Here is a 17,575-nt window from a genome sequence, read left to right as displayed (position 1 = left end):
ACTCTTGAAAGTATCCGCCGAAATCTGAAAGTAATCCGCCAAACAACTTTTAAGAGCAATAATTCCATTGTAATAGACCATTAATTTTAGACGAAGAATGCTAGAATAAAGGTATCTTAGACTGGCTTGCAGAAATTTAAGTTTAATAAAAAATAGGAGAAATAACGTGAAGACATTAATCGAAATTTTACTTGTTTCAACAAAGTTGGGATTAACTTCATTCGGTGGTCCTATCGCTCATTTGGGGTATTTTCATGAAGAATATGTCCGTCGCCGGAAATGGCTTGATGAAAAAAGCTATGCGGATTTGGTGGCATTGTGCCAATTTCTGCCCGGTCCCGCAAGCAGCCAGGTGGGGATTGGTGTTGGCGTCATGCGAGGCGGCGTAATAGGTGGAATCTTGGCATTTATCGGATTTACCGCTCCATCGGCTGTTGCTCTAATTCTTTTGGCTCTTTTTCTAAAAGGAATGGAAATAAATGATGCTGGCTGGATCCACGGCTTGAAAATTGTTGCTGTTGCAGTAGTCGCCCAAGCCATACTTGGGATGGCGCAAAAACTGACGCCGTATAAACCGACAAAGGCCATCGCACTTGCTGCAATTGTAACAGTATTACTGTGGCAAACCGCTTATTCGCAGATAGCTATTATATTGCTATCTGCCGTAGTTGGGCTGTTGATTTTTAAAAATCATGAAAATGATCTAGAAGCAGCGAATGCCCAGTTTCCTATTTCACGGAGTTTTGCGATGATCTGTCTTGCTATTTTTTTCGGCTTGTTGATTGTTCTTCCGCTGCTTAGGGGAGTAGTCTCTTCAAGTGGGCTTGCTTTGTTCGACAGCTTTTATCGTTCCGGGGCGCTTGTATTTGGCGGCGGTCATGTTGTTCTGCCATTGCTGGAACGCGAATTCGTTCCGACCGGCTGGCTGTCAAAAGAGGAATTCCTGGCAGGTTACGGTGCGGCACAAGCGGTACCGGGCCCACTGTTCACCTTTGCAGCTTATATTGGTGCGGTTATCAATGGATGGAAGGGCGGAGTCGTTGCAACAATAGCGATTTTCTTGCCAGCTTTTCTGCTCGTTTTCGGAACGCTGCCGTTTTGGAACAGCTTAAGGCGGAGCCCGCGTATCAAAGGAGCGTTAACTGGAGTAAATGCCGCAGTCGTCGGAATACTGATTGCCGCCTTTTATACTCCGATCTGGACAAGTTCGATTCATGCCCCTCAGGATTTTGCCTTTGATGCCGTGTTATTTTCGATGTTGGCTTATTGGAAACTACCGCCTTGGATTGTGGTGGTGGTGGGAATAGTAGTCGGTTCTATCATATAAGAAGTCGCTCTGCTTCGCAGAGCGGCTTCTTTACTATTTTATAAGGCAGTTTTCTATAAATTTGTTCCTCAGGAAAGAGCGAATGAGAAGCATCTCCATCTAGAATAGGAATCGCAAATAAAACAGGGGATTTCGCAAATAAAGGGGGCGGAATCGCAAATAAATTTATTAAAGCCGCAAATAAAAAATGGGGGTCGTCACTTCTTTTTTAGAATCGCAAATAAAACAGGGGATTTCGCAAATAAAGGGGGCGGAATCGCAAATAAATTTATTAAACCCGCAAATAAAAAATGGGGGTCGTCACTTCTTTTTTAGAATCGCAAATAAAACAGGGGATTTCGCAAATAAAGGGGGCGGAATCGCAAATAAATTTATTAAATCCGCAAATAAAAAATGGGGGTCAATCCATCTTATTTAGAATCCCAAATAAAACAGGGGATTTCGCAAATAAAGAGGGAGGGATCGCAAATAAATTTATTGAATCCGCAAATAAAAAATGGGGGTCAATCCATCTTATTTAGAATCGCAAATAAAGCAGGGGATTTCGCAAATAAAGAGGGAGGGATCGCAAATAAATTTATTGAATCCGCAAATAAAGGATGGGGATCAATCCATCTTATTTAGAATCGTAAATAAATCAGGGGATTTCGCAAATAAAGGGGGAGGGATCGTAAATAAATTTATTGAATTCCCAAATAAAAAATGGTGGTCTATTCATCTTTTTTAGAATCGCAAATAACGGGGGAGGGATCGCAAATAAATTTTTAAATCCGCAAATAAAAAATGGGGGTCGACCCATCTTTTTTAGAACTGCAAATAAAACAGGAAATTTCGCAAATAATGGGGTAGGGAACGCAAATAAATCATTTAAAGAATCTGAAAAAAGACGCGGAGATTCAACTCTATTTATTAAGAAACATAATGAAAAAGCTTCAAAAAGCAGAAATGAACATTCAAATCACCATTTGAATAAAAATGTTTGACACTCAAACCTGTATTTGAATATGATATATTCAAACGAATATTTGAATGAAGAAGGTGTCACCATGAAGGAACGAGATGTTTGTGAGATTAATTGTGTGGATAGTGAAAAAACGGCGCGAGTCCAGCAGCAGCTTGAGAACAGCTCGCATATCCTAGAAGTCACCAAGCTTTTTAAAGCATTATCTGATGAGACGCGAATGAAAATTGCCTATGCACTTACGCTCGAAGACGAGCTTTGTGTTTGTGATGTCGCCCATATTGTCGGGGCGACGACGGCAACGGCCTCGCATCACTTACGTCATTTAAAAAGCCTTGGACTCGCCAAATACCGCAAAGAAGGCAAGTTAGTTTATTATTCCCTTGATGATGACCATGTAAAACAATTAATTCATATTGCCTTTGAGCACCAGGTAGAGGTGATGGATCGTGGATAAAGCGCTTGAAAAACAAGTTTACCGCGTTCAGGGTTTTTCCTGAACGAGCTGTGCCGCCAAGTTCGAAAAGAACGTGAAACACCTGGAGGGTGTTGCTGATGCACAGGTTAATTTCGGAGCTTCGAAGCTCACTGTCTATGGAAATGCCAGTCTGGAAGAACTGCATGAAGCTGGCGCGTTTGAAAAATTAACGATCTACCCAGAAAAGGAAAAGCGGGCACCGGTAACAAAAGAACCGTTTTGGAAGCGGCATTCGCTGCTAGGCCTGTCCTTAGTGTTCATGATTGCCGGGTACCTTTTTACAAATAACCTTCTGTTTGCAGCCGCCATTTTACTGGGAGGATTTCCTCTTTTTAAAACGGGCTTGAAAAACTTAACCCGTCTTGAGTTTGATATGAAAACGCTGATGACGATAGCGATTATCGGGGCGGCTATCATCGGCGAATGGAGTGAAGGGGCTGTGGTCGTCATTCTGTTTGCCATCAGCGAGGTGCTCGAGGGCTATTCCATGGACAAAGCGCGGGCTTCGATTCGATCGCTGATGGAGGTCGCGCCTGCGGAAGCGCTAGTTCTCAGAAACGGCCGCGAAATGACCCTAAAAGCAGAGGACATTGAAATTGGCGATATCATGCATGTCAAGCCAGGGCAGAAAATAGCAATGGATGGCATGATTATCGAGGGGGCGTCCTCCGTTAATCAAGCTACGATTACAGGAGAGTCGGTCCCTGTTGAAAAGTCCGTCAATGACGAAGTGTTCGCAGGAACGCTCAATGAGGAAGGCTTTTTAAAAATAAAAGTCACCAAGTTGAGCGAGGACACGACTATAGCAAAAATTATTCATTTGGTGGAGGAAGCGCAGGCGGAAAAGGCACCGTCTCAAGCGTTTGTTGACCGGTTTGCAAAATACTACACGCCGGTCATTATGGCGGTTGCAGCACTGGTGGTGGTGGTGCCGCCGCTTATATTCGGAGCAAGTTGGCAGGAGTGTATTTACCAAGGGCTCGCCGTACTGGTAGTAGGCTGCCCGTGTGCGCTGGTGATTTCTACTCCAGTCGCAATCGTAACGGCCATCGGAAATGCAGCCCGAAATGGGGTCCTTATCAAAGGTGGCAGTTTTTTAGAAGAGACAGGTGCCTTAAGGGCAATTGCCTTTGATAAAACAGGTACATTGACAAGAGGGGTTCCGGTAGTAACCGATTTTATTAATTTTAGCGGGGACGATAACCTCCTTGAAAAAGTCGCCGTACTGGAGAGCAAGTCCCAGCACCCGCTTGCAGGGGCGATTATAAAAAAAGCTGCACACACCGAATACGTGGTTGAAAACTTTTCCACAATTACTGGAAAGGGTATTAAGGGGTTAGTGGACGGCACGGAATATCTGGTAGGAAACGCAAAGCTTTTTACGGAAATTCCCTCGGAGATTCAAAGTCAAATTACCTTTTTGCAAAACCAGGGGAAGACAGTGATCCTCGTCGGTACGGAAAAAGGTATTCTTGCTTTGATTGCCGTTGCTGACGAGGTCCGCGACAGCAGCCGCGGTGTCATTGAGCGTCTTCATCAGCTGGGAATTAATCAGACCGTTATGCTGACCGGCGATAACCGAGCGACGGCTGAATCGATTGGCCAGCATGCAGGGATTAGCAGTATTGAAGCTGAACTTTTACCAGAGGATAAATTAGCTTTTATAAAAAAAATGAAATCGCAATTTGGAAGAGTCGCAATGGTTGGTGATGGTGTTAATGACGCCCCAGCACTTGCTGCTGCGACCGTTGGAATCGCGATGGGCGGCGCCGGAACGGACACGGCGCTAGAAACAGCTGACATCGCTCTAATGAATGATGATTTGAACAAGCTGCCGTTTACGATAAAGCTAAGCCGGAAAACACTGCAGATTATTAAACAAAATATTACCCTGTCTATAGTGGTAAAGGTTTTGGCTCTGCTGCTTGTCGTACCCGGCTGGTTGACCCTCTGGATTGCCATCTTCGCCGACATGGGCATGACCTTGATTGTCACATTAAATGGATTGCGTCTCTTGCGGGTTAAAGATTAAACAAGAGGGGGCCTGTGGGATAGGCAGATATATTCTAGTATGTATCGAAAAATCAAGATTAGAAAAAACTAACCGTAATCGTAATATTTTCGTTTTAGACAAAGAGAAATCGCAGGCAGGTACAAATAGGCTAATGGGGGGATAAACATGGGTCACCATCATCACCATCATGGACACGGACATGGCCATTCACACGGTCATTCACATACAAGTAATAAAAAAGCGTTATTTAGTTCCTTTATTTTAATAGCGGCCTTCATGGTTGTGGAAGTCATCGGCGGGTTTTTAACCAACAGTCTGGCGCTGCTTTCTGACGCGGGGCATATGCTCAGCGATGCCGCTGCACTAGGGTTGAGCTTTTACGCAATTAAGCTTGGGGAAAAGGCAGTTTCTCAGGAAAAAACGTATGGTTATAAACGATTCGAAATTATTGCGGCTGCGTTAAACGGCTTAACATTGATTCTAATATCGATTTATATTATTTACGAAGCCGTCCATCGCTTTTTCAATCCTCCGGAGATTCAAAGCACAGGGATGCTGGTCATTTCCGTCACAGGTCTAATCGTGAACATTATTGCTGCCTGGATTTTAATGAAGGGTGATAAGGATGAAAACTTGAATGTACGCAGCGCATTCCTCCACGTTCTTGGCGATATGCTAGGATCTGTTGGGGCTATTATCGCGGCATTGCTTATCATGTTCCTCGGCTGGGGAATCGCCGATCCGATTGCCAGCGTTATTGTTGCTGTGCTGATTCTAATCAGCGGGTTTCGGGTCACGAAGGATTCTTTCCATATTTTAATGGAAGGGGCGCCGACACAAATTGATATAAATCAGGTCAAGGATGCACTTGGAAAAATCCCGTGTGTCAAAGAAGTACATGACCTCCATATTTGGACAATTACTTCCGGTTACCCGGTTTTGAGTTGCCATGTCACTATCTATGATGAAGGGGTTCATGATGAAATTCTCGCGCAATCACAGAAAGTTCTCCATGATGACTTTCATATCGAGCACAGCACAATCCAGGTCGAAAAAGAAGCAATCGGCTGTCCGAGTCCACATGGAACGTGTAATTAAAAAAGGAGCCACCACGGCTCCTTTTAAAGTTCTAACATTATTACTTCGCATTAAAGCTTACAGCGATCTTTGCCCCAACAACAGCATTGTTTTTAACTAAAGCTATATTGGCATCCAAGCTTTTTCCTTCTGTCAGTTCTTTCACTTTTCCGAGCATGAACGGTGTCACATCTTTACCGGTGATGTGGCGTTCCGCCGCCTCTTTCAATGCTGTTTCGATGACGCCATTAATAAATTCCTCATCCATCGCATATTCTTCAGGAATCGGGTTGGCAATTACTGCACCGCCTTTTAGATTTAAATCCCATTTCACTTTTAAGGTAGAAGCAATTTCATCGACATCATCGGCGCGCAGGTTTAATGGGAATTCGCTTTTGCGTGTATAGAAGGCAGGGAGTACATCGGTTTGGTAACCGATAACTGGTACGCCTTTTGTTTCTAAATATTCCATCGTTAATCCTAAATCCAAAATCGATTTCGCACCCGCACAAATGACGGCCACGTTTGTTTGTCCAAGCTCATCTAAGTCTGCTGAGATATCCATCGTGGTTTCGGCACCGCGGTGAACGCCGCCAATACCGCCGGTCACGAAGATATTGATTCCGGCCAATTCAGCGCAAATCATCGTTGCTGCTACTGTAGTTGCGCCAAGTTTTTTAGTCGCAAGCAAATAAGCAAGGTCGCGTCTGGATGCTTTTGCGACACCGGAGCTTTTCCCGAACATTTCTAACTCTTCATCGGATAAGCCGATTTTAATTTTTCCATCAATGATGGCTATTGTAGCCGGAACAGCCCCATTATCACGGACGATTTGCTCCACTTCACGGGCTGTTTGGACATTTTGCGGATAAGGCATGCCATGAGAGATAATCGTAGACTCTAGGGCAACGATTGGTTTTCCTTGTTCCTTAGCGGTACGTACTTCTTCTGATAATGTTATATATTCTTTCATGATAATTCCTCCAGATCTTTTTGTAATTGCTCCGCCGATAAATCCTGACGAACTGTATAAGGCGATTGCAATGTTTTGGATGCATTCATACTTCCTGCCTTGGCAATTTCCATTAAAGATTTGCCTTCTAGCCAAGAGTAAATAACTGCCGAGGAAAATGCGTCTCCCGCACCAGTTACATCAATGATTTCCTTCACTTCAATAGGAGGAACATGGAAAATTCCTTCTTCTTTATTCCCGATCATTGAGCCTTCTTTTCCATTAGTTATGACCACATTGGAGATTCCCAGAGACAGCCATTTTTCTAAGGCGTTTTTCCAATCCGAATCATTTTTGATTTCGTTTTGAAAATAGGTTTCTGATTCATCTCGATTCGTAATGAGCCATGTTACACCATCAAGTTCATCTGGTAAGCGTGACATCTTTGGTGATGAAACTGGTATTATAACAATCGGTAAGTTATGACTTTTAGCGAAATGACATAAGTATTGAACTGTTTCTTTCGGACTGTTTAAATCGACGATGATGCATTTTGATTGTTTTAAAAATCCCTCATGCTTCCGCAACAATTCAGGTGTGATGGTTTCATATACATCCATATCAGCAAGCGCAATCACTAATTCACCGTTGGCGTCCAGAACTGCTGTGTAGGAGCCTGTTGCTTTTTCGGGGGATTTGGATACAGTTTCTAAATTCATGTAAGGAGTGGATGAATCCTCAATGATGGTCCAGTCCTTATCAGCTCCGGCAGCAGATATAAGTGATACCTCTAACCCTAGGCGTCCGAGGTTTTCAGCGATATTCCGGGCAACTCCGCCGGCATTCTGGGTGGCATAGCTGGGATTGGAGGTTCCCAGCTGTGCCTGCCCTTTTATATGAAATTTACGGTCAATATTAGCTCCGCCAATGCAAATGACATGCTGTGATTCACTTAAAATATAGGCTCTGCCTAAAATATGGCCTTTTTTGATCAGCCCTGAAATCATGTTAGCAATCGAGGGCCGGGACAATTCTAAATTTTGCGCAAGCTCTTGCTGCGAAACATAGGGGTTGTTCCGGATTAAATCGAGAATCAATTGTTCTTTCTCAGTCAGTTTTTCAGGCACAAACTCACCCCATAAATTACACTAATCTTCCTAAGTGTTATTGTTTTGGATTAAATGTCTTTAATTCATCAAGTGTTTCAGGAACCTTTACAGCACCTGATTTGATTTTCTCAACCCAATCTTTAACTGTTGTTTCAATGTCTGCTTTGTTTGCTGCTTTCGAATTAATAGGGGCTAAGCCAACACCATCTTCTGCTAAACCATATAATGTTACTTTACCGCCAGGGAAATTGCCGTCTTTTGTTTTAGTGGCAAGGTCTTTAACTGCTACATCCACGCGTTTTAAGGCAGATGTAAGGACAACATCTTGACCCATGTCTGCTTGATCACGGTCAACGCCAATTGCCCAAAAGTCTTTATTAGGGTCTTTTGCCTTTCGGTCTTTGGCTTCTTTAAATAGTCCGACCCCTGTTGCACCTGCTGCGTGGAAGATGACGTCCGCTCCCGATGAATACATCTTTGAGGCGATAGCCTGTCCAACCTCGGCCCTATCGAAAGCCCCTGCAATTTGAACGTCAACTTTAATGTCTGGATTCACTGCTTTAACGCCTGCTAAGAAGCCAGTTTCAAAACGTTCAATAACGGGAACTTCCATACCGCCAATGAATCCAATGTGGTTAGATTTTGTAGTCTTGGCCGCTGCAATTCCCGCAAGAAAGCCTGCTTCCTGCTCTTTAAAAAGAATGCTTGCCACGTTTGGAAGGTCTACTTCAGCATCAACGATAGCAAATTTGGAATCCTTTTGTTGTTTCGCAATTTCTTCAACTGCTGACGGCATTAAGAAACCAATTGCGTACACTAGGTCAAACCCTTGACGTACCAGCGTATTTAAATTTGTTGTATAATCCGCATCCGATTTGGAAGCAAGATAATCATAGCCGCCTCTGCCCTTCTTCAAGCCATTTTCCTTACCAAATGCTTGCAGGCCTTCCCATGAAGATTGGTTAAAGGATTTATCATCGACACCACCGATGTCAGTCACCATACCAACAGAAAATGTGTCTTTTTTGTCGCCCCCAGTGTTCTCGTTATCGTTACTTTTTCCACATGCACCCAAGAGCGTGCCTGCTGCAAGAACAAGTGATAGTGCCATACCAATTTTACGCTTTTTCATTTTGTGTGCCTCCCTAAGTTGTAGTTGTTAGAAGATTTTATAAACATTTGTTTGCTTGTTAAACTTTCGTTTGTATTATAACGCCTATATATATTTTGGTCAACTGTTATGTCTGAAAAACATAACAAGTAAAAAAAAAGCCCCAATCTCTCAGTGTAAAAAATGGGAAATTGGGGCTTTTCATCATTAAGTTAACGATTGCCTTCCAAGTCTTTTTAATCTTTTCCGTTGGTACGTAGATAATACAACGCCGCCGACAATCAAGAGTGAGCCTGCTATTTCTGTACTCGTTATTGGTTTGTATAGCAAAACCACCCCCATGATCATTGCAACGAAAGGCTCTAAATTAGATAAAATAGAGGCCTTTGAAGCATCAACATGTCGAATGTTTTGATTCCATATTAGTGCGGCCATACCATGTACCACAACGGCAGTTCCAATTAGCAAAGCCCAGTCGGATACATTCGAACTTATTCGTAGGGGAGTATCTAAAGAAAAAGCGAAGGGAATCGATACAATCAAGCCGACGATATTGGAGTAAAGGGTAATCGTTAGAGGATTTATTCTGTGAGAAAGAAGCCGTGTCATGATAATCATAACGGCGAATGTGACCATGGTTAACACAATCCATAATAAACCATTATCAATTTGTATGGAAGACACATTTCCTTTTGCGACTACAAAGTAAATACCTATAATTGCCACTACAGAACCCATCAACATTTGAAGGGTCAACTTTTCCTTTAAAAAAATGGCAGCTAAAAAGCTAGTTAAAATCGGCGTAGTGGCTAAAATAAGAGCCGAAGTCGTCGGATCCGCTGTTTGTAAGCCTACAAAAAAAGACCATTGGTTAATAAATACCCCAATAATCCCCAGAAAAACAACCGAGAGTAAATCCTTGCTCTTTACCCGTTTAAATTGTTTTTTGTAAAAGGATAATCCGCTTAAAAACAGGACAATAAATAAGAGTCTCAACATGGTTAATAGGGTTGGAGAGAAATCTTGGACTAATATTTTCCCGAATACAAAATTACTTCCCCATACTACTACACAGATAGTCAGCAACGCATATGCCTTTAACACATTTACCACCCTTTCTATCATAGGATGCCAACTGTCCTATTCTAACATAATATTTTCGATAGACAACTTGGGCGGTGTTCACCAAGCTGAGGCAAACGTCCAGTGAATTTCTAAATAAATTTTAAAAAATATATTATTAAAAAATTGCCAGCCCTGTTTAAATGAAGTCCATATGGAAAGTCTATTGAAGGTGGTTAATTTTTACAAAAATGACAACTATTAAAGGAGGCTGGGCAGTGTTACTAGTACCGCGTGAGTTAGACAAGCTTATGATTGTGGTAGCCGCTGATCTTGCTAGACGAAGACAGGAAAGAGGATTGAAGTTAAATTATCCCGAAGCAGTAGCACTTATCACTTATGAAGTGCTAGAAGGGGCAAGAGATGGGAAAACGGTGGCGGAATTAATGAAATATGGGGCTACCATCTTAACGCGTGATGATGTCATGGAAGGCATTCCAGAAATGATTGACGACATTCAAGTAGAGGCAACTTTTCCCGACGGAACAAAACTTGTAACGGTTCATGATCCAATTCGATAAGAGGCAGCAGGAGGGATACATAAATGGAATGGGAACCAGGTCAGTTGTTTTTAAAAGAGGATCCGATTATTTGTAATGAAGGAAGAGAAATACACAGGGTAAAGGTGACGAATACCGGTGATCGGCCGGTCCAAATTGGTTCGCACTATCATTTTTATGAAGTAAATGATGCCCTAACTTTTAACAGGGATGACGCGTTTGGAAAACGGCTGAATATTCCTGCTGGAGCAGCGGTCCGATTCGAACCCGGCGATGAAAAAGAAGTGGAATTGGTTTGTTTTGCAGGGGAACAAAAGGTTTTCGGCTTTAATAATAAAGTCGATGGATCTGTGGAAAGTGGGTGTGGAAAATGAGTTTTGAAATGCCTCGTAAGCAATATGCCCAAATGTTCGGTCCAACTACCGGGGATTCCATTCGTCTGGCGGATACCAATTTAATCATTCAGATTGAAAAGGATTTTACCACCTATGGAGAAGAGGTCGTCTTTGGAGGCGGAAAGGTCATCCGCGATGGAATGGGACAGCATCCGCTTGTCACCCGCGGTGATGGGATACCAGATGTTGTAATTACCAATGTCGTTATTTTAGATTATACGGGAATTTATAAAGCGGATCTTGCCATTCGTGACGGGAAAATTTCTGGAATCGGAAAAGCTGGAAATCCGCTCGTGATGAATGGGGTAGATATCGTTATTGGGGCCTCTACAGAAATCATTGCCGGTGAAGGAATGATTGTCACGGCAGGCGGCATCGACACACACGTCCATTTTATTAATCCGGCCCAAGTCGATGTTGCTCTTTCAGCGGGACTGACAACTTTAATTGGTGGCGGTACAGGGCCATCTGCAGGCTCAAGGGCTACCACTGTCACCCCTGGAGAATGGAATATCCACCGTATGCTTGAAGCAGTAGAAGGCCTGCCAATAAATGTTGGTTTGACCGGTAAAGGCCAAGCTGCAACTGAAGAACCGCTGGCCGAGCAAGTACGGGCAGGTGTGATTGGGCTTAAGGTTCATGAAGACTGGGGAGCTACACCTTCAGCTCTTGACCATGCTTTGAAGGTGGCGGACCAATATGATGTGCAAGTGGCGCTTCACGCAGATACCTTAAATGAAGCCGGCTTTGTAGAAAATACGATGGCTGCCGTCAAAGACCGGGTTATTCACATGTATCATACGGAAGGTGCCGGGGGCGGGCATGCGCCGGATTTGATCAAATCTGCAAGCTTTATGAATGTCCTGCCTTCGTCCACGAATCCGACGCTTCCTTATACAGTTAATACGATTGATGAACATCTTGATATGCTAATGGTTTGCCACCATTTGAATCCTTCCGTCCCGGAAGATATCGCCTTTGCCGATTCCCGGATTAGAAAGGAAACAATTGCTGCTGAAGATATCCTTCAGGATATGGGGATTTTTAGTATGACCAGCTCCGATGCCCAGGCAATGGGGCGGGTAGGTGAGGTGGTCACGCGAACTTGGCAGGTAGCCGATAAGATGAAACTGCAAAGAGGCACTTTGCAGGGGGACAGTAAGCTTTCCGATAATAACCGGGCCAAGCGCTATATTGCAAAATATACGATTAACCCTGCAATTACCCACGGTATTGCTGACTATGTCGGTTCGATAGAAGTAGGAAAAATTGCTGACCTTGTCCTTTGGTCGCCTGCGTTCTTCGGAGTGAAACCGGAATTGGTAATAAAAAGCGGCTTCATTGTCTACGGAATGATGGGGGATGCCAATGCTTCTATTCCAACACCACAGCCAGTAGTTTGCCGGCCAATGTATGCGGCATATGGAAAAGCCTTGCACAAGAGCTCGATTACGTTTGTGTCGCAGGCGGCTTATGAAGGAAAAGTTCATGAAAAGCTTGGCTTAGAAAAAGTCATTCTTCCTGTCCAGGGAATCCGCAAGCTTACGAAAAAAGACATGAAGCTCAATTCGGAAACCCCTGAACTTTCCGTAGATCCACAAACATACGAGGTTAGAGTGAATGGGGAGCTTATCACATGTGAACCCGCTGAAAAATTACCAATGGCACAAAGATATTTCCTATTTTGAGGTGAAAAAGCATGTTAATTGAACGAATTGAAGCCAATATTGAAAATATGGAAAAGGAAGAAATCTTCAGACGCCATATTGAAAAAGTATACCTTGAAAGTGATCATCTCGTGAAACGTGTTCAGCGAGTTAAAACGGACCACGGCCGGGAAATAGGCATTCGCCTGAAGGATCCACGTGATCTTGTGGCCGGAGATGTGTTGTTTATGGATGAAAAAAATATGATTGTCGTTGACGTAATCGCAGATGATTTAATCGTCATTGGTCCCCGTAATTTGAAAGAAATGGGGACCATCGCGCATCAGTTGGGTAACAGGCACCTTCCAGCCCAATTTGATGGTGATGAGATGATGGTGCAATACGATTACCTTGTAGAAGACCTGCTAAAGGAGCTGGAGATTCCGTATAAACGGGAAAACCGAAAAGTGAAGCAGGCGTTTCGCCATATTGGTCATAGTCATGGAGAGTAAATTACTAGCACTGTTTCAGCTTTGTGATTCTAATTTTCCGACAGGAGCCTTTAGTCATTCCTTCGGTTTGGAAAGCTATATCCAAGAGAATACGGTTCATAATTCTGAAACCTTTTCACAATGGCTGCAGGTTTATATTGACGAGCAGCTCATCTATTCAGATGGGCTGGCCAGCCATCTTGTATATCAGGCATTGGAAGAGGATGATCTTGCTAGGGTCTGGAAGCTGGATCGATTATTGACTGTCCAAAATTTGCCGCGGGAAACGCGGGAGGGCAGCCAAAGAATGGGTGAGCGGATGTTAGAACTTGTCCTGTCTTTATATGATGCACCTGTTCTAGCGATTTACAGAAAAAGGATTAGGGCAAAGGAATCGTTTGGTCATCCTGCGATTGTCTTTACGATGGCAGCGCATGATCTTGGTGTACCAAAACCATCAACTGTTTTATTTTATCTCTATTCAGTTGTATCCAGTATTGTTCAAAATGCCGTACGAGGGATTCCATTAGGGCAGACGGCAGGTCAGAAAATCCTTCATGATATTCAGCCTGTTTTAATAGCAGCTGTTGAAAAAATAGGTCAGATTGATGAAGAGGACTTTGGCATTGTCTCACCTGGTATCGAGTTATCCCAAATGAGGCATGAACGTGTGAATATACGAATTTTTATGTCATAAATAAAAGAAAGGAAGTTTTATTATGGATCCAATTAAAATCGGTGTAGGCGGTCCTGTTGGGGCAGGAAAAACGATGTTAGTGGAAAAATTAACACGTAAATTGAATGATGAAATTAGCATGGCAGTTGTGACAAACGATATCTATACAAAGGAAGATGCTAAATTTTTAATGCAAAACGGCGTACTCCCTTCTGACCGCATTATTGGTGTGGAGACCGGCGGCTGCCCGCATACGGCCATTCGGGAAGATGCTTCAATGAATTTTGCGGCAATCAACGAACTAAAAGAAAAACACCCGGATGTCGAGCTGATTTTTGTGGAAAGCGGCGGGGATAACTTGGCAGCCACCTTCAGCCCAGAATTGGTTGATTTCTCAATCTATATCATTGATGTGGCCCAAGGAGAAAAAATTCCGCGCAAGGGAGGGCAAGGAATGATTAAATCGGATTTATTTATTATCAACAAAACCGATTTAGCCCCGCATGTCGGAGCAAGGCTTGACGTCATGGAGTCAGATACAAAAGTTTTCCGCGGTGACAAACCATTTGTCTTTACCAATCTAAAAGATGATTCAGGGCTGGATAATGTGATTGATTGGTTAAAGGAAAATGCATTATTAAAAGGATTGGCCTAACCATGAAGGACTGGACAGGTGTTCTTCATCTTGAAGCAGAGGAACGGAAAGGAAAGACTGTCGCGAAAAATGTGTATTTTCAGGGCGCATTTAAAGTAATGCGCCCTATTTACCATGATAATTCCGGTCAGGCCTGCTATTATTTATTAAATCCTGGCGGCGGCTATTTGGATGGTGACCGATATCAAATGAAAGTATCCCTCGGTGAGAATGCGAGGATGACGCTGACCACACAAGGAGCCACAAAGATTTACAAAACGCCGAAAATGCATGCCTACCAGGAATCAGAGATTACTCTTCAGGCAGGCAGCTACCTTGAGTTTATTCCTGATCCCTTAATTGCTTATCAGAATGCGAAATATAAACAAAAAAATGTAATTCGGATGGACAAAACTGCCACTTTTCTTTATTCGGACATCATTACCCCTGGCTGGTCACCGGAAGGAGACCATTTCAGCTATGAAACAATCCAATTGTTGAATGAGATCTACATTGATGATGAACTAGTGGTTTACGACCATATAAAATTAAAACCATCCCAGCAAAATTTACGAGGTCTCGGTTTTATAGAGGGGTATTCCCACTTGGGCTCGATGCTTGTGGTCGGGACGCAGTCGGGCAGTTCCTTGCTTGACCAGTTATATTTGGCAATTGAAATGAATACAAATGATTATAAAGTTGGACTGTCCTCATTGCCGGTGCCTGGATTTACGATTCGCGTGTTTGCGAATTCCACTCAGGTGATTGAAAAAATTTTTTCGGACATTCATCGGATGATTAGCGAGGAATGGTTTAGCAGGAAACCAAGCTTTCTCAGAAAATATTGATAGTCAACCCGGTAAACCAAAATGGCTGCCGGGTTTTTAATAGATAGATAAAAGTAGTTGGGGAGGAAAGAAAATGGATGTTACCTTTTTTTCGGTATTGGCGTTAGGGTTTATTTTGGGCATCAGGCATGCGATTGAGCCGGATCATGTAATTGCAGTTTCGACCATTGCAAGCCAGAGCAAAAAGCTTTGGCACGCCTCACTTGCCGGTGTTTTTTGGGGAATTGGACATACAGCCACACTATTTATTATTGGGATTTTTTTAATTTTAATGAAAAATGATATTCCGGAAAAATGGGCCCTGACGTTGGAATTTTTGGTCGGAATTATGCTGGTATACTTAGGTGTCGCAGCGATGTTATCGATTCGAAAAAACCGGACGCCTCACCGGGAACATGGCCACGTACATAATCCCCCTATAGGAAAGCGGGGTAGATATTACAAATCCTTATTTATCGGATTTGTTCACGGTCTTGCCGGCAGTGCGGCGATGGTGCTGCTGACGATGAGCACGGTTCATTCGGTGTGGCAGGGGGCATTATATATTATTGTGTTCGGCTTGGGAACGGTCCTTGGTATGTTAATTTTTACAACGATTATAGGAATCCCGTTTATTTTGAGTATGAAGCAAATGGTTACAAGTAGGGTCTTAATTTTAACTACAGGCGCCGTAAGTACTGTGTTTGGGTTTTATTATATGTATAATTTAGGCGTTAAAGATGGATTATTTAACCTTTGGATGTAACCGCCGCATACATGTTTAAGTTAATGGAAAAACTCTAATTGAAAAAAGGAGGTTAAGGGGCATGTTTGAAAATTTTGAAGTCAATCATTTATTTGAGGATTCGGTCCGGAAACATCCGCATTTCTCACTAAGTATTGATGGTCATGAGTATAAGGGTATGGTTAAAGATGATAAAATCCATTGGTACCAGCCCCACCCCAAACAAAGGCTTGAAGAAGAGCATGTAAGTGCTGTTGAATCTCAGGTCTATGATATGATGCAAGAGCATTTGGAGTAGCGAAAGGATGTCCGAAACGGGCATCCTTTTTTGTAGCAAATTTAAATTCTCAGCATTACTTTTCTGGCAGCCAAAAACAGCCATGTACATAACACGAAGGGCATGGTCAATGCCGGGAGGCCGTAAGGTAAGAGCCATGTTACGACGCTGCCGGTAATGGGAACGGTTAAACAGGCAGCGATAATACCTGTTAATAGTGGATAACGGGCATTTTCCTTAAAAACAATAGCTACAGCAATTATTGTTAAAATAGCATTATATCCATAAAGCCCCATAAAAATCAGATGATGCTCTCCCCCAAGGCCGTACGATGTTAATAATGCTGCTGCATTTCCAACTATAGCGTAAACTCCCAATCTCCATCCGGCCCAGAATACAGCGATAAAAAGTAATACTCCAGAAAAACTGTTATCAAGGAAAAAAATTTGTCCAATTCCATTCACTGCACCATCAAGCCAATCTGTCTCCCCTTTGATATTTAACGTCCAATTAGATAAAGATTGCGGGGTGAGATTTGGGCTTATCTTAAATGAAACCAGGCGATAAGTTGTCAGCAGCAAAAACCAGGTTAGGACGATAAACGGGAAGGTGAGAACAGGGATGCCCGTTTGCCGCATGAAATGGATCATCGCAGCTGTAAAAACGGATGCAACGGCAGCACCAACCAAAGCGATGAAAAAACGGTCATCACCGCTTAGAAATAAGGAAAGGGCCATTCCAGTAAGTACAGAGTTATATCCATATAAACCCTGATTGACGCTTTCTGCATCAGCCCCGCCAATTTTTCCGATTAAAGTTCCGATAACAGCTGACAAAAGTGTGACCACCCCTAGAGAAACGGAGGAGATGGTGATCGCAGCCAGAATAATAAACCCAGAGATGGCATTTTCAATTAAAATTACTTGAGAGATTCCTTTTAAGGTAGACACCAGCAGCCATTTCAATGAGTCCCTGTTCATACTATTACCTGTATTGGCATGATTGACAACCACTCCTTTCCAGAGAATGAAAGTAGCAACTTGATTTTATAAAGAAACCCTTAATAAATTTCCCCGGGGATGAAGAAAGTATGAGGATAAAGAAGGTAATCTTGTTAAATTAAACTTTAATTAGTCCAAATTAATCTTGAAAGGTCTTTTGCAAGGTTCAAATAAACCAAAATAGCCCAAGAGTCGATATATAAAGATATTTCAGTAAAATCGAAATAGATAA

General features: G+C 42.9%; 18 protein-coding genes. 13 read left to right on the top strand and 5 right to left on the bottom strand.

Annotated features, from left to right (window positions below):
* Positions 1-166: 166 nt before the first annotated feature.
* The 4 genes from QNN06_RS27220 (at position 167) to QNN06_RS27205 (ending at position 5,878) form a co-directional block, all read left to right on the top strand.
* Positions 167-1,327 carry a chromate transporter gene (locus tag QNN06_RS27220; protein WP_284036322.1) on the top strand — a complete coding sequence of 387 codons (1,161 nt, stop codon included), beginning with the start codon at positions 167-169 and terminating at the stop codon, positions 1,325-1,327.
* 1,046 nt (positions 1,328-2,373) lie between these two features.
* Positions 2,374-2,745: an ArsR/SmtB family transcription factor gene (locus QNN06_RS27215; protein ID WP_213117676.1), complete on the top strand. Its 372-nt coding sequence runs from the start codon at positions 2,374-2,376 to the stop codon at positions 2,743-2,745.
* Entirely contained in the window at positions 2,735-4,798 is a 2,064-nt protein-coding gene (locus QNN06_RS27210; protein WP_284037984.1) for a heavy metal translocating P-type ATPase, read from the top strand. The genes QNN06_RS27215 and QNN06_RS27210 overlap by 11 nt, the downstream gene beginning before the upstream one ends.
* Before the next feature lie 147 nt (positions 4,799-4,945).
* Positions 4,946-5,878: a cation diffusion facilitator family transporter gene (locus QNN06_RS27205; RefSeq protein ID WP_284036321.1), complete on the top strand. Its 933-nt coding sequence runs from the start codon at positions 4,946-4,948 to the stop codon at positions 5,876-5,878.
* 40 nt (positions 5,879-5,918) lie between these two features.
* On the opposite strand, the gene QNN06_RS27200 is transcribed toward QNN06_RS27205, so the two are convergent.
* The 4 genes from QNN06_RS27200 to QNN06_RS27185 form a co-directional block, all read right to left on the bottom strand.
* Positions 5,919-6,830, bottom strand: a complete 912-nt coding sequence (locus tag QNN06_RS27200) for a pseudouridine-5'-phosphate glycosidase (protein WP_213117678.1) — start codon at positions 6,828-6,830, stop codon at positions 5,919-5,921.
* Positions 6,827-7,936, bottom strand: a complete 1,110-nt coding sequence (locus QNN06_RS27195) for a PfkB family carbohydrate kinase (RefSeq protein ID WP_213117679.1) — start codon at positions 7,934-7,936, stop codon at positions 6,827-6,829. Before QNN06_RS27195 ends, QNN06_RS27200 begins: the two co-directional genes overlap by 4 nt.
* 37 nt (positions 7,937-7,973) lie before the next feature.
* Complete coding sequence (locus tag QNN06_RS27190; RefSeq protein WP_284036320.1) at positions 7,974-9,050, bottom strand: BMP family lipoprotein; 1,077 nt, start codon at positions 9,048-9,050, stop codon at positions 7,974-7,976.
* A gap of 186 nt (positions 9,051-9,236) precedes the next feature.
* A complete protein-coding gene (locus QNN06_RS27185) occupies positions 9,237-10,133 on the bottom strand; it encodes a DMT family transporter (protein ID WP_284036319.1) in 897 nt (298 codons plus the stop codon).
* A gap of 236 nt (positions 10,134-10,369) precedes the next feature.
* Between QNN06_RS27185 and QNN06_RS27180 the strand changes: the two genes are divergently transcribed.
* From QNN06_RS27180 to QNN06_RS27140, 9 genes are all read left to right on the top strand, one after another.
* Positions 10,370-10,672: an urease subunit gamma gene (locus tag QNN06_RS27180; RefSeq protein WP_213117682.1), complete on the top strand. Its 303-nt coding sequence runs from the start codon at positions 10,370-10,372 to the stop codon at positions 10,670-10,672.
* Positions 10,673-10,695: 23 nt separating this feature from the next.
* Positions 10,696-11,025 (top strand): urease subunit beta, encoded by a 330-nt coding sequence (gene ureB, locus QNN06_RS27175; protein ID WP_213117683.1) that lies wholly within the window; start codon positions 10,696-10,698, stop codon positions 11,023-11,025.
* Positions 11,022-12,734, top strand: a complete 1,713-nt coding sequence (ureC, locus tag QNN06_RS27170) for an urease subunit alpha (RefSeq protein WP_213117684.1) — start codon at positions 11,022-11,024, stop codon at positions 12,732-12,734. The genes ureB and ureC overlap by 4 nt, the downstream gene beginning before the upstream one ends.
* An 11-nt stretch (positions 12,735-12,745) precedes the next feature.
* The gene (gene ureE / locus QNN06_RS27165) at positions 12,746-13,204 is read left to right on the top strand and encodes an urease accessory protein UreE (RefSeq protein WP_217032231.1); all 459 of its coding nucleotides are present in this window, start codon (positions 12,746-12,748) and stop codon (positions 13,202-13,204) included.
* Entirely contained in the window at positions 13,194-13,880 is a 687-nt protein-coding gene (locus tag QNN06_RS27160) for an urease accessory protein UreF (RefSeq protein WP_284037983.1), read from the top strand. The genes ureE and QNN06_RS27160 overlap by 11 nt, the downstream gene beginning before the upstream one ends.
* Before the next feature lie 22 nt (positions 13,881-13,902).
* Positions 13,903-14,514 (top strand): urease accessory protein UreG, encoded by a 612-nt coding sequence (ureG, locus tag QNN06_RS27155; protein ID WP_213117686.1) that lies wholly within the window; start codon positions 13,903-13,905, stop codon positions 14,512-14,514.
* A gap of 2 nt (positions 14,515-14,516) precedes the next feature.
* A complete protein-coding gene (locus QNN06_RS27150) occupies positions 14,517-15,341 on the top strand; it encodes an urease accessory protein UreD (protein ID WP_284036318.1) in 825 nt (274 codons plus the stop codon).
* 73 nt (positions 15,342-15,414) lie between these two features.
* Positions 15,415-16,086, top strand: a complete 672-nt coding sequence (locus QNN06_RS27145; RefSeq protein WP_284036317.1) for an urease accessory protein UreH domain-containing protein — start codon at positions 15,415-15,417, stop codon at positions 16,084-16,086.
* 61 nt (positions 16,087-16,147) lie between these two features.
* Positions 16,148-16,363 (top strand): hypothetical protein, encoded by a 216-nt coding sequence (locus QNN06_RS27140; RefSeq protein WP_284036316.1) that lies wholly within the window; start codon positions 16,148-16,150, stop codon positions 16,361-16,363.
* A 41-nt stretch (positions 16,364-16,404) separates the two neighbouring features.
* On the opposite strand, the gene QNN06_RS27135 is transcribed toward QNN06_RS27140, so the two are convergent.
* Positions 16,405-17,322, bottom strand: coding sequence for an urea transporter (locus tag QNN06_RS27135; protein WP_284036315.1), 918 nt, complete (start codon positions 17,320-17,322; stop codon positions 16,405-16,407).
* Between the last annotated feature and the right edge of the window lie 253 nt (positions 17,323-17,575).

Origin of the sequence: Neobacillus sp. 114, from assembly GCF_030127045.1 — a bacterium.
In the GTDB taxonomy this organism is placed as follows: Bacteria; Bacillota; Bacilli; order Bacillales; family Cytobacillaceae; genus Neobacillus; species Neobacillus rhizophilus.
This window is presented reverse-complemented; position numbering and strand designations above follow the sequence as displayed.

Bases quoted from the DNA above. Each gene is read 5' to 3' on its own strand.
- QNN06_RS27215 (WP_213117676.1), top strand. From the start codon at position 2,374: ATGAAGGAACGAGATGTTTGTGAGATTAATTGTGTGGATAGTGAAAAA.
- QNN06_RS27205 (WP_284036321.1), top strand. From the start codon at position 4,946: ATGGGTCACCATCATCACCATCATGGACACGGACATGGCCATTCACAC.
- QNN06_RS27200 (WP_213117678.1), bottom strand. From the start codon at position 6,830: ATGAAAGAATATATAACATTATCAGAAGAAGTACGTACCGCTAAGGAA.
- QNN06_RS27190 (WP_284036320.1), bottom strand. From the start codon at position 9,050: ATGAAAAAGCGTAAAATTGGTATGGCACTATCACTTGTTCTTGCAGCA.
- ureB (WP_213117683.1), top strand. From the start codon at position 10,696: ATGGAATGGGAACCAGGTCAGTTGTTTTTAAAAGAGGATCCGATTATT.
- ureC (WP_213117684.1), top strand. From the start codon at position 11,022: ATGAGTTTTGAAATGCCTCGTAAGCAATATGCCCAAATGTTCGGTCCA.
- ureE (WP_217032231.1), top strand. From the start codon at position 12,746: ATGTTAATTGAACGAATTGAAGCCAATATTGAAAATATGGAAAAGGAA.
- QNN06_RS27160 (WP_284037983.1), top strand. From the start codon at position 13,194: ATGGAGAGTAAATTACTAGCACTGTTTCAGCTTTGTGATTCTAATTTT.
- ureG (WP_213117686.1), top strand. From the start codon at position 13,903: ATGGATCCAATTAAAATCGGTGTAGGCGGTCCTGTTGGGGCAGGAAAA.
- QNN06_RS27150 (WP_284036318.1), top strand. From the start codon at position 14,517: ATGAAGGACTGGACAGGTGTTCTTCATCTTGAAGCAGAGGAACGGAAA.
- QNN06_RS27145 (WP_284036317.1), top strand. From the start codon at position 15,415: ATGGATGTTACCTTTTTTTCGGTATTGGCGTTAGGGTTTATTTTGGGC.
- QNN06_RS27140 (WP_284036316.1), top strand. From the start codon at position 16,148: ATGTTTGAAAATTTTGAAGTCAATCATTTATTTGAGGATTCGGTCCGG.
- QNN06_RS27135 (WP_284036315.1), bottom strand. From the start codon at position 17,322: ATGAACAGGGACTCATTGAAATGGCTGCTGGTGTCTACCTTAAAAGGA.